The following is a 14,020-nucleotide window of genomic DNA, read 5'->3' as shown; positions in this document are numbered from 1 at the left end:
CACTCGTGCCTGAAACTCGCATTCCCGCCACGGAATATTCCTGCGTCGGCCGGGCGATCTACGGCAGGATTTCGGCCAGGAACGCAGCAGTGTGGCTGGTAGTGGACTTGGCGATCTGCTCAGGCGTGCCGGCAGCGACGATCTGGCCGCCTCCCGAGCCGCCGTCAGGACCCAGGTCCACGATCCAGTCGGCACTCTTGATGACGTCCAGGTTGTGTTCGATGGTGATCACCGTGTTGCCCTTGTCCACCAGTCCCTGCAGCACCATCAGCAGCTTGCGGATGTCCTCGAAGTGCAGGCCCGTGGTGGGCTCATCCAGGACGTAAACGCTGCGGCCGTTTGACCGCTTCTGCAGTTCCGCTGCCAGCTTCACGCGCTGGGCCTCGCCCCCGGACAGTGTGGTGGCAGGCTGCCCGAGCCGGACGTACCCCAGACCCACGTCCACGAGCGTGTTGAGGTGACGGGCGATCGGAGAAAACGCCGCAAAAAACTCGGCGCCCTCCTCGATGGGCATGTTCAGCACGTCCGCGATGGTTTTGCCCTTGTAGTGGACTTCCAGCGTTTCGCGGTTGTAGCGCGCACCATGGCACACTTCGCAGGGCACGTAGACATCCGGCAGGAAGTTCATCTCGATCTTCAGGGTGCCGTCACCGGAGCATGCTTCGCACCGCCCGCCCTTGACGTTGAAGGAGAAGCGCCCGGGAAGGTAACCGCGGACCTTCGCTTCGGTAGTTTCGGCGAAGAGCTTGCGGATGTTGTCGAAAACGCCGGTGTACGTGGCCGGGTTGGAGCGCGGTGTCCGGCCGATGGGGCTTTGGTCGACGTGCACCACCTTGTCCAGGTGTTCGAGGCCCTGGACCGTTTTGTGCCGGCCGGCTACCTGCTTGGCGCCGTTGAGCTTGTTGGCCAGCACCTTGTAGAGGATTTCGTTGACCAGGGTGGACTTGCCGGACCCGCTGACGCCGGTCACGGCGGTGAAGAGGCCCAGCGGGAAGGCGGCGTCGACGTTGACCAGGTTGTTTTCCCGGGCGCCGATCACCTTCAGTTCACGCTTTTTGTCGTACTTCCGGCGCTTCTTGGGGACCTCAATCTTCTTGCGCCCGGACAGGTAGTCGCCGGTCAGCGAAGCGGTGTTTTCCAGCAGCTCCTTGTAGGAGCCGGAGTGGACCACCTGGCCGCCGTGCTCGCCGGCGCCCGGTCCAATGTCCACCACCCAGTCGGCCACATGGATGGTGTCTTCGTCGTGCTCCACCACAATGAGCGTGTTGCCCATGTCGCGGAGCCTGGTGAGGGTATCGATGAGGCGCCGGTTATCGCGCTGGTGCAGTCCGATGGACGGTTCGTCGAGCACGTACAGGACCCCCACCAGGCCGGAACCGATCTGGGTGGCCAGCCGGATGCGCTGGGCTTCGCCGCCGGACAGCGTGGCGGACGGCCGTTCGAGGTTCAGGTATTCCAATCCGACGTCCAGCAGGAAGGTCAGGCGTGCCTGGATCTCCTTCAGCACCTGGTGTGCGATCTGCGCTTCACGGCCGGTCAGCACCAGGTTGTTCAGGAAGTCGGCGCAGTCCCGCATGGGAAGGGCGGCGACGTCGGCAATGGACTTCCCGTTGATGAGAACCGACAGGGACGCAGGATTGAGGCGCGCGCCGTTGCAGGCAGGGCAGGGAATCTGCCGCATGTACTCTTCATACCGGTCGCGGGCCCACTCGGAATCGGTCTCGCCGTGTTTCCGGTGGACGTACTGGATGGCACCTTCAAAGCCGGTGCTGTATTTCCGTTCCCGGCCGAACCGGTTGCGGTACTGCACCACCACTTTGTGGTCCTTGCCGTGCAGCACTGTTTGGCGGACGTCACTGCCGAGCTTTTCCCATGGAGTGTCCATGGAGAAACCGAGTTCCTTGGCGAGGCCCTCGAGGAGCCTGTTCCAGTATTCGGTGGTGGCAGTGCCCAGGGACCAGGGAGCGATGGCGCCCTCGGACAGCGAAAGTTCGGGGTTGGGGACGATGAGTTCCTCGTCCACTTCCAGCTTGGTGCCGATGCCGCTGCATGCCGCGCAGGCGCCGAACGGGTTGTTGAAGGAAAAGGACCTCGGCTCGATTTCGTCAATCGCCAGCGGGTGCTCGTTGGGGCAGGCCAGGTTTTCGGAGAAGGCCCGGAGCCGGTGGGGATCGTCAGCTTCGAGGTCCACGAACTCGGCGAGCACCCTGCCCTCGGCCAGGCCCAGCGCGGTTTCGATGGAGTCGGTGAGGCGCTGGCTGATGCCTTCCTTGACCACCAGGCGGTCCACTACTACTTCGATGGTGTGCTTGAACTGCTTTCCCAGCTTGGGCGGGTCATTGAGCTGGACCAGGTTTCCGTCCACGCGGGCGCGGGAGTAGCCCTTGGCGGTGAGCTCCTTGAAAAGGTCAACAAACTCCCCCTTCCGGCCGCGCACCACGGGAGCCAGGACCTGGAAGCGGGTGCCTTCGTCAAGCTCGAGCAGCTGGTCCACGATCTGCTGTGGTGTCTGCTTGGCCACTGGCTCGCCGCAGACAGGGCAGTGCGGCCGGCCCACGCGTGCCCAGAGCAGGCGCATGTAGTCGTAGATCTCGGTGATGGTTCCCACGGTGGAGCGGGGGTTTTTGCTGGTGGACTTCTGGTCGATGGAGACGGCCGGCGAGAGCCCCTCGATGAAGTCGACGTCGGGCTTGTCCACCTGGCCCAGGAACTGGCGGGCATACGCGGAGAGCGACTCGACGTAGCGGCGCTGGCCCTCGGCGAAGATGGTGTCGAAGGCGAGGGAGGATTTGCCGGAGCCGGACAACCCGGTGAAGACGATCATGGCGTCGCGCGGCAGGTCCAGGTCCACGTTGCGCAGGTTGTGCTCCCGCGCCCCCTTGACGACCAGGCGGGAGAGGTCCGGGCGCCTGGGCGCGGCGGACCGGGCCAGGGAAACTTCAACGGATTGGATGGCAGATTCTTCAGCTACGGCTTTAGGCACCCACTAATGCTAATCGAAAACTTCTTCGAACACCCACGCGGGGCGCTCAGCCGCCGTCGTAGGCCGCAGCCAGCAGCTGCACGGCCTCCGCGAACGATGCGCCCTGGGCCTTGGCGGCGGCCGCATAGTCTGCTGCCGCGGCGGACAGGCCGCCCAGGCGCTCGTCACGGGCGCAGACCACGGTGCCGTTCCTCCCCCGGGTGGCCACGACGCCGGCCGCCTCGAGTTCCTTGTACGCCCTGGCGACGGTGTGCGGTGCGACGTCCAGCCGTTCGGCCAGAGCCCTGACGGCGGGCAACCGGGTTCCCGGCGGCAGCTTTCCGCCGTCGGCCAGGTGGATTACCTGCAGCCGCAGCTGCTCGAACAGCGGCACGGAACTGGCTGCATTGGGCTTCCATGTCCCCGGGAAGTCGGCCGGCGCGTTCAAATGCCGGCCTCGAGCGCGCCGCTGCGACCCGCCTGCATGGTGAACTGTGCGTTGTAGAGGCGGGTGTAATAGCTGTTCGCAGCGAGGAGGTCCCGGTGGGTGCCCTGCTCGACGATGCGTCCGTGATCCATGACCAGAATTAGATCAGCGTCGCGGACTGTGGACAAACGGTGCGCAATAACGAAGCTGGTCCGGCCCCGGCGCAACCGGTGCATGGCCTGGCGGATCAGCAGTTCAGTCCTTGAGTCCACTGAACTTGTTGCCTCATCGAGGACCTGTACGGGACGGGCCGCCAGCTGTGCCCGGGCGATGGTGATCAGCTGCCGCTGCCCCTGGCTGAGGCCGTCACCGCCGTTCTCGAGGACGGTGTCGTACCCTTGCGGCAGCGACCTGACAAAGCGGTCCACGTGGCTGGCCTCGGCTGCGGCAAGGATGTCCGCCTCGGTGGCGCCGGGCCTGCCGTAGGCGATGTTTTCGCGGATGGTGCCCGCGAAGAGCCACGCGTCCTGGAGCACTACGCCGAAGCGGGCCCGCAGACTGTCGCGGGGAACCTCGGCAATATCCGTTCCGTCGACGGTGATCAAGCCGGCATCCGGTTCGCAGAAGCGCAGGAGGAGGTTGATCACCGTGCTCTTGCCTGCCCCGGTATGCCCGACAACCGCCACCGTCCGGCCCGGTTCCACGGTGAATGACAGGTTGCGCACCGCCGGCGCTGCTCCCGCATATCCGAACGTCACATTGTCGAAGACGATGCGGCCTTCCCGGCCTTGGGCATCTGGAGCAGCAGGCGCACCTAAAGCCGGGGACGGCGCGTCGGCGGGTTCCTCCTGCGTATCAAGCAGGGCGAAGACCCGGGCCGCCGAGGCCGCGCAGGATTGCATCAGGTTGAGCATGCCCCCGATCTGGCCAACGGGCGTGGTGAAGAGCCTGCTGAACTGGATGAAAGCCTGGATCCCGCCGATGGTCATGGACCCGGCGATGACCTGGAGGGCGCCCACCACCGCCACGGCGATGTAGCTGAGGTTGGACATCAGGACCATCAGGGGCTGCACCACCCCCGCCGAATACTGCGCCCTGGTGGCGGCCCTGGCCAGCCGCTCATTGCTCCGGGCCACAACGTCCGCTGCCTGTGCCTGCCGCCCGAAGGCTTTGATCACCTCGTGGCCGGTGATGAATTCCTCCATGTGGGCGTTCAGCTGTCCCGTTTCCATCCATTGCTTCTCGAACTGGGCCTGGGATTTCCGGGCCACCTGCACGGTGATCAGGGTGGACAGTGGCACCGTCGCAATCGCAATGGCGGCCAGCACGGGTGAGATCCACAGCATCATGGCCAGCGAGCCGCACAGCATCAGGACAGACATGATGAGTTGGGTGAGGAGCTGGTTCAGGGCCTGGGTGATGTTGTCGATGTCGTTGGTCGCCCGGCTCAGGACGTCGCCCCTGGACTGCCCGCCGAAGTAGGTGACCGGCAGCCGGTGCAGTTTGCCCTCCACCGCCTCCCGGAGTCCGTACATCAGGCCCTGCACCGCGCGGGCGGAGAGCGCACCCTGGATCCAGTTGAAGAGGGAGGCGCCAACGTACATGAGCGCTACCGCCCCCAGGATCAGACCCAGCATTTCCTGGTCGAGGTTCCCGCTGAGGACGCCGTCCACCACGACGTCGGTGGCGTCACCCAGGTACTTCGGGGCAGCCACGTTGAGCCCCGCGAAAGCGCAGGTGGCGGCAATGGCACCGAGCATCTGCAGCCGAAACGGACGGAGGAGCCCAAGGAGCCGCCGGGCCGTAGGCCAGAAGCGCACCCCCGCACCGGCGTCGGTTCCGGCGGTCACCGGCGGCCGTCCAGGGCGAGCTGCGACTCGGCTATTTCCCGGTAGGTGGCGGACACTTCCAGCAGCTCCTGGTGCGTTCCCTGCGCTACCAGCCGCCCGCCGTCGAGCACCAGGATCAGGCCCGCGCCTTCAACCGCGGAAATCCTTTCCGCCACCATAACCACCGTGGCCGCTGCCAGCTCTGCCTCGAGGGCCTGCCGCAGCCGGGTATCGGTGTCGTAGTCGAGGGCGGAAAAGCTGTCGTCAAAGAGGTACAGCGGAGCCCGGCGCAGCAATGCCCGGGCAATGCACAGCCGCTGGCGCTGGCCGCCCGACAGATTGGTGCCGCCCTGACCCAGCGGCGTGGCCAGCCCCAGCGGCAGGTCACGCATAAAGCGCATGGTCTGGGCAGTTTCCAGGACTTCCCAGAGTTCGGCGTCCGTGGCGTCAGGTTTCGCCATCCGCAGGTTGTCGCCGATAGTGCCAGTGAAAAGGTGGGACCGCTGCGGGACTATCGCCATGGATTCCCGCAGGCTGTCCAGCGACACCCTCTGGATGTCCACCCCGCCCAGGCTGATGCGGCCCGCCGTGGAATCAAGGAAGCGCGGAATGAGGTTGAGGAGGGTCGATTTTCCGCTGCCGGTTGAACCCACGATTGCGGTCATGGTGCCCGGGCTGGCGGTGAAGCTGATGTCGCTCAGGACTGGCGCCTCGGCTCCCGGGTAGGAGAAGCCTACGTGGCTGAACTCCAGCGTGGCCGGCAGGGGCTGCGGCGGCCGCGGGCCGTCGCCCGCGGCGGCGTGCTGCAGAAGAACCGGCTGCAGCGGAGCGGCCGTCACGGGAAGCGGCTGCAGGCGCTGCAGGGAAAGGGCCTCCGGGTTCTCCGGCTGGCGTACCGACGGCTCGGTATCCAGGACGGCGCTGATCCGTTCGGCGCTCACTGATGCGCGGGGCGCCGTCATGAGGACGTACATGGACATCATGATGGCAAGCAGGATTTGCAGGATGTAGGCGATGAAGGCCGTCAGGGCGCCGATGTTCATCTGGCCGGCCTGGATCCGGTGCCCTCCGAACCACACCACGGCCACCGAGGAGATGTTGACCACGAGCATGACCAGCGGGAGCATGCCGGCAACAAGCAGCGCCGATGAGAGGTTGTTGGCGGTGAGGCTCCTGTTGACCCGGGCAAACCGGCGGACCTCGTGGTTTTGGCGGACAAAGGAACGGATCACGCTGGCACCCATGATCTGTTCCCTGAAGATGCCGCCCGCCCGGTCCAGCAGTTCCTGGCCTTCGCGGTAGAGCGGAATCAGCCGCCGGACAATGAGGTACATGACCAGCAGGAGCAGGGGCACAATAAAGATCACCACCGACGACAACGCCACGTCCTGCTGTACGGCCAGGACCACCCCGCCCACGCCCATGGCCGGGCCGGCCACCAGCATGGTGAACACCAGCACAGCAAAGGCCTGGATCTGCTGCGTATCGTTGGTGGCCCGGGTAGTGAGGCTTTGGGTTCCGAAGACGGCAACATCCTGGGAGGACAGCGACTGGATCCTGGCGAAAATCTCCTCGCGGAGTTGCCGGCCCATCTCCATGGCCACCACAGCAGCAAGATATCCCGCTGCTATGGCGGCTGCCGCCTGCAGGACGGCGATCACCGCCATCACCACGCCCAGGCGGGAAATTACTGCCGTGTTCCCGGGCACGATGCCGTGGTCGACGATGGCCGCATTGACGGTGGGCAACAGCAGGTTGGCCGCGGCCTGCACCAGTTGCAGCAGGACGATGCCGGCAATCCGGGTTTTGTGCCCCTCCAGCAGCCGCCTCATCAAAGCGATCAGCACCGTACCTCCTGCGGTTGGGGACGCCGGCCTGGGCGGCTGGCGGCCGTCCCCCAATCGGCCAACCCGGCAATTGTAAGGCAGATCACTTTCTTCTGCTGTCATGCGGCGTGACCGGCGTGTGGAGAACAACAACCGAATGAACTTTGCCGGGTTATCCCTTGCGTCCCACGGCGAAGACCCTGCGGAAAGGGAATACCGTGCCGTGCGGAGTAGGCGGATACGCGTCCCGCAGCGCTGCGGCATATTCGCCCTCGAACTCTGCGCCGTCTTCCGGTGACAGGACCGCAAGGACCGGACGAAGAGCGGTGCCCCGCACCCACTCGAGGACCGGATCCGGGCCGGGCAGCACCTGCTGGTAGGTGGTCTCCCAGGCATCGGCGGTGAACCCGGCGTCGAGCAGGATCCGCAGGTACTCCGCGGGCCCGCCCACGGACTCGCCGCCCCGCAGCACTCCGCGCAGCTTCGGCTCCCAGGGGGACGAACCGGCCAGTTCGCGCATGAGCGCATGGGACGGGGCGTTGAAGTTTCCGGGGACCTGCATGCCAAACCAGGAGCCGGGGCGAAGCTCCACGAGCCACTTCCGCATCAGGTCCTGGTGGCCGGGCACCCACTGCAGGGCCGCGTTGCTCACCACCACCTCCGTGTCCGCGGACGGTGACCACTCGGCAATATCCATCCGTTCAAAGCGCAGGCCCGGTGTTCGGGCCGCGGCAGCCGCGGCTTTGGCGAGCATCTCGGCCGAAGAATCCAGGCCCACAACGTCGGCCCCTGGCCAGCGCCCGGCCAGGGTGGCGGTGAGGTTCCCCGGACCGCACCCCAGGTCTACTACCTGCACCGGCCGGTCGGCGTGGACCCTGCCGGTGAGGTCGAAGAATGGGCGGTCCCGGTAATCGCCGAACTGCACGTACTTTGCCGGATCCCAATTCATACGCTTCTCCACTTTCTGGTGCCGCAGGTACCGGGAAGCCTAACCCGCGCCCGGGCGGTTTTCCCGGCGCTTCCGGGCACTAAGCTGGAAAACAATGAAACTTGTTGACCAGCTGCCCGAAGCCTCCGTCCGGGGCCTGCCCGCGTCCGCCGCAGATCCTGATGCCCTGTACTCCCGGTTCCTCGACTGGACGGCGAGCCGGGGCCTGGACCTGTACCCCGCGCAGGACGAGGCGATCATGGAGCTGGCCACCGGCGCCAACGTGATCCTTGCCACCCCCACGGGCTCCGGGAAGTCCCTGGTAGCCATCGCCGCGCACTTCCAGGCCATGGCCCAGGGCCGGCGCAGCTACTACACCGCCCCCATCAAGGCGCTCGTCTCGGAAAAGTTCTTTGCGCTGTGCGAGATCTTCGGGGCCGAAAACGTGGGGATGATTACGGGCGATTCGGGGGTCAACCAGGACGCACCGATCATCTGCTGCACGGCCGAAATCCTGGCCAACACCGCGCTCCGGGAAGGGGCAGCCGCCGATCTGGGATCAGTGGTCATGGACGAGTTCCACTTCTACTCGGACCCCCAGCGCGGCTGGGCCTGGCAGGTACCCCTGCTGGAGCTCCCCCAGGCGCAGTTCCTCCTGATGTCCGCCACGCTCGGTGACGTCAGCAGGTTCGAGAAGGGCCTGACGGACCTGACCGGGCGTCCCACCACAACCGTGAGCTCTGCTGAACGGCCCATCCCGCTGCATTACTACTACCACGAGACTCCTGTCCACGAGACGCTCGAGGAGCTGCTGTCCACCCGGCAGGTGCCGGTCTACGTGGTGCACTTCAGCCAGATCGAAGCCATCGACCGCGCCCAGACACTGATGAGCATCAACGTGTGCACCCGCGAGGAGAAAGACAAAATCGCGGAGCTGATCGCCAACTTCCGCTTCGCCGCCGGCTTCGGCAAGACCCTCAACCGGCTTGTCCGTCACGGCATCGGGGTGCACCACGCCGGCATGCTCCCGAAGTACCGCCGCCTGGTGGAACAGCTGGCCCAGGCAGGGCTGCTCAAAGTCATCTGCGGCACGGACACGCTGGGGGTGGGCATCAACGTGCCCATCCGCACCGTGGTCCTGACCGCCCTGAGCAAGTACGACGGCGTCCGCACCCGGCTGCTGAACCCGCGTGAGTTCCACCAGATCGCCGGCCGCGCCGGGCGGGCCGGCTACGACACCGCGGGCACGGTGGTGGTGCAGGCTCCCGAGCATGTCATCGAGAACGTCAAGGCGATGGCCAAGGCCACCGCCAAGTTCGGCGACGACCAGCGGAAGCTGCGGCAGGTGGTGAAAAAGAAGCCGCCGGAAGGCTTTGTCTCCTGGGGCGAGCCCACCTTCAAGCGGCTGGTCGAGTCGGTGCCGGACCCGTTGACTTCCAGCTTCACGGTGACCCACGCCATGCTTATGAACCTGATGGAACGGCCCGGTGACCCGTTCGCCGCCGCCCGCCGGCTGCTGACGGAAAACCACGAGTCCCGGTCCTCCCAGCTGCAGCTGATGAAGAAGGCGCTGGGAATCTACCGTGAACTGCTGGCCGCCGAAGTGGTTGAGCGGATTCCCGCCGGGCAGCAGGGGCCGGACGGCCGCACCGTCCGCCTCACTGTCCATCTGCAACCCAACTTCGCCCTCAACCAGCCGCTGTCCCCCTTCGCGCTCGCGGCGCTGGAGCTCCTCGACCCGGAGTCGCCGTCGTACGCCCTGGACGTAGTGTCCGTGATCGAAGCGACACTCGAAAAGCCGCGCCAGATCCTGTCCGCGCAACAGAAGAAGGCGCGCGGCGAGGCCATCGCGGCCATGAAGGCCGACGGCATCGAATACGACCAGCGGATGGCCATGCTCGATGAGGTGACGTATCCGCAGCCGCTGGCTGAGATCCTGGGCGAAGCGTTCGAGGTGTACCGCAAGGCTGCCCCGTGGGTAGGCGACTTTGAACTGGCTCCCAAGTCGGTGGTGCGGGACATGTACGAACGCGCCATGAACTTTGGCGAGTTCGTCCAGTTCTACGGACTGGCCCGCTCGGAAGGCATCGTGCTGCGCTACCTCGCCGATGCCTTTAAGGCGCTGCGGCAGACGGTGCCGCAGGACATGCTCCGCGATGACCTCGAAGATCTCAATGCCTGGCTGGGCGAACTGGTCCGGCAGGTTGACTCGAGCCTGCTGGATGAGTGGGAGGAACTGACCTCGGGTGCGGCTCCCACTCCCCACGACGCGCCGCCGCCTCCCCCGCCGTCGCTCACGTCCAATATCCGCGCTTTCCGGGTGATGGTGCGCAACGAAATGTTCCGCCGGGTGGAGCTGTTCGCGGACGAGGACGCGGAAGCCCTGGGTGAACTGGACGGCGCCGCCGGCTGGGACGCCGGGCGCTGGGAGGACGCGCTGGACGAATACTTCGATGAACACAACGACATCGGCACCGGCCCGGATGCCCGTGGCCCCGGGCTGCTCATCATCACTGAGGAACCCGGGGTGTGGAAGGTCCGGCAGATCTTTGACGACCCCGCCCGGAACCACGACTGGGGCATTTCCGCGGAAGTGGACCTGGACGCGTCGAACGACACCGGAACAGCTGTCATCCGGGTAACGGACGTCAACCGGCTCTGACCGCTGGCCGCGGCACGCCGTGCTGCCCGCTTGCACCGGCTGACTGCACCGGCACAGGCGGCGGCGGTAAGCTCGAACAATGAGTGTAATCCGCCCTGCAACCCCGCACGACGTCCCCGCGATCCTCCGCATGATCCACGAACTGGCGCACTACGAGAAGGAACCGGACGCAGTCCGGAACACTCCGGAAATGCTGCAAGAGGTTCTCTTCGGCGACAACCCCAGGGTCTTCGCCGCGATGGCGGAAAATGACAACGGGGAGGTCCGCGGCTTCGCCCTGTGGTTCCTGAACTACTCCACCTGGGAGGGCGTGCACGGGATTTACCTGGAGGACCTTTACGTCAGCCCGGAAGCCCGCGGTGAGGGGCACGGCAAGGCCCTGCTGCAGCACCTGGCCGGCATCGCCGTCGACAATGGCTACGCGAGGGTGGAGTGGAGCGTCCTGGACTGGAACGAGCCGTCCATCAATTTCTACCGGCGGCTGGGCGCCCGGCCCATGGATGGCTGGTCCACGTTCCGGCTCACCGGCGAGGCGCTGGAGCAGTTCGGCAGTGCAGTCCCCGCCGCCGCCAATGGCTGACGCACATGACTGAGACACGCGTGGCCGCCGGCCGGCTCACCTCCGGAACTGCCGCCGTACGTCACGAGGTCAGGGCCCGGCACGAGTTCCGCGGCCTGCGGACCGTCGAGCACTACTTCACCGTGCCCCTGGACCATTTCGACGCTTCCGGCAGCCCCGAAACAATATCCGTCTTCGCACGGGAGTACGTCTCGGCGGCCCACAGCGCCGAGGAAGCAGCAAGGCTCCCGTGGCTGCTGTTCCTGCAGGGCGGCCCTGGCGGCCGCGGCAACAGGTTCGCTTCCCTGGGCGGCTGGAGCAAGGCCGCCGGCAAAGACTTCCGGATTCTCATGCTGGACCAGCGCGGCACCGGGTTGTCCACTCCCCTGGACCGGAACACGCTGCCCCTGCGCGGGTCGGCGTCCGAGCAGGCAGCCTACCTGGAGCATTTCCGGGCGGACTCAATCGTGGCCGACGCCGAGCTGATCCGCGCCGCCCTGGGATCACCGCCCTGGAGCATCTACGGGCAGAGCTACGGCGGCTTTTGCGCGCTCACTTACCTCTCCTTCGCCCCGGAGGGGCTGCGTGAGGCCTTGATCACCGGCGGGCTGGCGCCGCTCGCCAGCCCTGCGGACGACGTGTACCGGGCAACGTTCAAGCGGGTAGCGGCACGCAACGCCGAGTACTTCACCTGGTACCCCGAGGACCGGGCCACGGTTGGCAGGATTGCGCACCACTTGCGCACCACGCAGGAGTTCCTGCCCGACGGCGGCCCCCTCACCGTGGAGCGTTTCCAGATGGTGGGTGCCTTCCTGGGCGGCAATACAAGGGTGGACAGCCTCCACTACCTGCTTGAGGATGCGTTCACGGAGGCTGCCGGCGGCCCCCGGCTGACGGACTCGTTCCTGGAACAGGTGCAGGGCATCGTCTCGCGCCGCTCCAACCCGCTTTATGCCCTGATGCACGAGTCCATTTACGGTCAGGGCGAGGCCACGGACTGGTCGGCGTGGCGGGTACTGCGCGAGTTCCCGGAGTTCCGGCCGGACGCGGATCCGCTGCTGCTGACCGGTGAAATGGTATATCCGTGGTACTTCGACCAGGACCCGGCGCTGCGGCCGCTGCGCGACGTCGCCGGGCTTCTGGCAGCCAAGCCGGACTGGAAGCCGCTGTACGATGCTGGCCGGCTTGCCGCCAATACGGTCCCTGTCGCGGCCGCCGTCTACTCGGACGACATCTATGTGGAACGGGACCTTTCCCTCGAAACGGCCGCAGCGGTCCGCGGGCTGCAGGTCTGGGAAACACCGGACTTCCATCATGACGGGATTGCCGACGACGGTGAGGGGATCTTCAACCGCCTGCTGGGCATGGCGCGCGGGGTCCGGAACTGATCCGGGGCCGGGCCGGTGCGTGCCTTCAGGGCGACAGGGACTGCCGCCGCCGCGCCACCCGCGTCACGATGGCGGCGGCCAGGACCGCAGCTCCAATCACCGCACCCGCCAGGTTCAGCCCCAGGTAGCCGGCCTGGCTGAGGACGAGGCCTGATGCGGCACCGCCCACCGCACCGGCAATGCCCATCAGCATGTCCGACACACCCTGCACCACCACGCGGGACTCCTGGGCAACGCTTTCAGCCAGGAGCGTGGAGCCCGAGATGGTGGACGCGGACCAGCCGACACCGAGCAGCACCAGACCAATCGCCACCGCGGTGGTGGAGGCTTGGCCGAAGCCGGCAACGGCGACGGCGGTGATCATCGTCGCGAAGCCGATCATGATGGTCTCAGTCCTGCCGGCCTTGTCCGTCAGCCAGCCCATCACCGGTGACAGCGCGAACATCCCGGCGATGTGCAGGGAAATGGTGAAGCCGATGATCACCAGGACGTCCCCGGTGGCCGCATGGCCGGCGTGGCCCGGCCCGGCAACGAGCTCCTGCAGGTGAAGGGGCGTCATGGACATCACGCCCACCATCACCCCGTGCGCTCCCACCAGGGCGGCCACCGCCAGCAGGGCTGCCCGCGATGCGCGGATGGCCCGCATCCCCCGGAGCAGCGATCCGGGCGCCCGGGCCTGCAGGGCTGCCGGCTGGTTAACGGGGCGGCCTGCGGGCCGGCTGACATCCTGATTTCGTGCCGTCGCGGCGGCGAGTTCCCGGGCCAGCAGCAGCGGGTCCGGGCGAAGGCCAAAGAACAAAAGGACGACGGCGAGGAGCAGTCCAACAGCAGAGATAACAAAGGGACCCGCTACAGGAGGCAGGCCGAGGGCCTGGCCCACCACGGCCCCGGGCTGGATCAGGTTTGGTCCGGTGACGGCTCCGACTGTTACGGCCCACACGACGGCTGACAGTGCCCGGCCGCGGTGTTCGGCGTCCGCGAGGTCGACGGCGGCAAAGCGCGCCTGGAGGCTCGCGGCGGTGCCTATCCCGATGCCGGCTGCGCCCAGGATGAGCAGGACGAAGAGGCCCGTGACCACGGACAGGACCATCAGCAGGGCGCCGGCCATGGCGGCCGACAGTCCCGCGACCTGGCCCATGCGGCGGCCCCGCCGGTCAGCCAGGGCGGCCAGCGGCAGGGCAGCCAGTGCCGCGCCCAGGGTCATCACCGTGGCCACCGCGCCCGCCCAGGCGCTGGAGCCGGAGAGCTCGACGGCGAGGATGGAGCCGATAGACACGGTGGCGCCGGTCCCGATTCCGCCAAACACCTGGGCTGCACTCAACAGCACCACGGTGCGCCGCTGCACCCGGCGCACTCCGCTTTCGGTCATCAAAGTGCCGGCCATGATCCGAGCATAGACCCCGCCGCTTCCGTCCTGCAGTGCTTTTTAAACAAGTGAT

9 protein-coding genes are annotated in these 14,020 nt (G+C 66.6%); 3 read left to right on the top strand and 6 right to left on the bottom strand.

Features of this window, described 5'->3' with window-relative positions; all coding sequences use genetic code 11:
• Positions 1 to 58 precede the first annotated feature (58 nt).
• The 5 genes from uvrA to AC3A4Z_RS01965 all read right to left on the bottom strand — a co-directional run bounded on the left by uvrA (position 59) and on the right by AC3A4Z_RS01965 (position 7,993).
• Positions 59 to 2,983 (bottom strand): excinuclease ABC subunit UvrA, encoded by a 2,925-nt coding sequence (gene uvrA, locus AC3A4Z_RS01985; protein ID WP_498709703.1) that lies wholly within the window; start codon positions 2,981 to 2,983, stop codon positions 59 to 61.
• Between the two features lie 46 nt (positions 2,984 to 3,029).
• Positions 3,030 to 3,410 (bottom strand): GntR family transcriptional regulator, encoded by a 381-nt coding sequence (locus AC3A4Z_RS01980; protein WP_493969134.1) that lies wholly within the window; start codon positions 3,408 to 3,410, stop codon positions 3,030 to 3,032.
• Positions 3,407 to 5,149 (bottom strand): ABC transporter ATP-binding protein, encoded by a 1,743-nt coding sequence (locus AC3A4Z_RS01975; RefSeq protein ID WP_498710059.1) that lies wholly within the window; start codon positions 5,147 to 5,149, stop codon positions 3,407 to 3,409. The genes AC3A4Z_RS01980 and AC3A4Z_RS01975 overlap by 4 nt, the downstream gene beginning before the upstream one ends.
• Positions 5,150 to 5,235: 86 nt before the next feature.
• Complete coding sequence (locus AC3A4Z_RS01970; protein WP_498710057.1) at positions 5,236 to 7,050, bottom strand: ABC transporter ATP-binding protein; 1,815 nt, start codon at positions 7,048 to 7,050, stop codon at positions 5,236 to 5,238.
• Positions 7,051 to 7,216: 166 nt separating this feature from the next.
• Positions 7,217 to 7,993 carry a trans-aconitate 2-methyltransferase gene (locus AC3A4Z_RS01965; protein ID WP_498709702.1) on the bottom strand — a complete coding sequence of 259 codons (777 nt, stop codon included), beginning with the start codon at positions 7,991 to 7,993 and terminating at the stop codon, positions 7,217 to 7,219.
• 94 nt (positions 7,994 to 8,087) lie between these two features.
• Here AC3A4Z_RS01965 and AC3A4Z_RS01960 point away from each other — a divergent pair, with 94 nt between their 5' ends.
• From AC3A4Z_RS01960 to AC3A4Z_RS01950, 3 genes are all read left to right on the top strand, one after another.
• Positions 8,088 to 10,634 (top strand): DEAD/DEAH box helicase, encoded by a 2,547-nt coding sequence (locus AC3A4Z_RS01960; protein WP_498709700.1) that lies wholly within the window; start codon positions 8,088 to 8,090, stop codon positions 10,632 to 10,634.
• A 79-nt stretch (positions 10,635 to 10,713) separates the two neighbouring features.
• Positions 10,714 to 11,214 carry a GNAT family N-acetyltransferase gene (locus AC3A4Z_RS01955; RefSeq protein ID WP_498709698.1) on the top strand — a complete coding sequence of 167 codons (501 nt, stop codon included), beginning with the start codon at positions 10,714 to 10,716 and terminating at the stop codon, positions 11,212 to 11,214.
• A 5-nt stretch (positions 11,215 to 11,219) separates the two neighbouring features.
• The gene (locus AC3A4Z_RS01950) at positions 11,220 to 12,581 is read left to right on the top strand and encodes an alpha/beta fold hydrolase (protein WP_498709697.1); all 1,362 of its coding nucleotides are present in this window, start codon (positions 11,220 to 11,222) and stop codon (positions 12,579 to 12,581) included.
• A gap of 25 nt (positions 12,582 to 12,606) precedes the next feature.
• Here the strand turns inward: AC3A4Z_RS01950 and AC3A4Z_RS01945 are convergent, their stop codons facing one another.
• Complete coding sequence (locus AC3A4Z_RS01945; RefSeq protein ID WP_498709696.1) at positions 12,607 to 13,965, bottom strand: MFS transporter; 1,359 nt, start codon at positions 13,963 to 13,965, stop codon at positions 12,607 to 12,609.
• Between the last annotated feature and the right edge of the window lie 55 nt (positions 13,966 to 14,020).

Source organism: Arthrobacter sp. Soil_C_49, assembly GCF_057656635.1.
Note: the sequence above shows the minus strand (reverse complement) of the source record. Positions and strands in the feature narration are given on the sequence as shown.

Excerpts from the sequence above, each read along its gene's own strand:
- AC3A4Z_RS01975 (WP_498710059.1), bottom strand. The coding sequence starts at position 5,149 with ATGCTCGGTGCCATTGCCGCCACCTGCGCTTTCGCGGGGCTCAACGTG.
- AC3A4Z_RS01970 (WP_498710057.1), bottom strand. The coding sequence starts at position 7,050 with ATGAGGCGGCTGCTGGAGGGGCACAAAACCCGGATTGCCGGCATCGTC.
- AC3A4Z_RS01965 (WP_498709702.1), bottom strand. The coding sequence starts at position 7,993 with ATGAATTGGGATCCGGCAAAGTACGTGCAGTTCGGCGATTACCGGGAC.
- AC3A4Z_RS01960 (WP_498709700.1), top strand. The coding sequence starts at position 8,088 with ATGAAACTTGTTGACCAGCTGCCCGAAGCCTCCGTCCGGGGCCTGCCC.
- AC3A4Z_RS01955 (WP_498709698.1), top strand. The coding sequence starts at position 10,714 with ATGAGTGTAATCCGCCCTGCAACCCCGCACGACGTCCCCGCGATCCTC.
- AC3A4Z_RS01950 (WP_498709697.1), top strand. The coding sequence starts at position 11,220 with ATGACTGAGACACGCGTGGCCGCCGGCCGGCTCACCTCCGGAACTGCC.
- AC3A4Z_RS01945 (WP_498709696.1), bottom strand. The coding sequence starts at position 13,965 with ATGGCCGGCACTTTGATGACCGAAAGCGGAGTGCGCCGGGTGCAGCGG.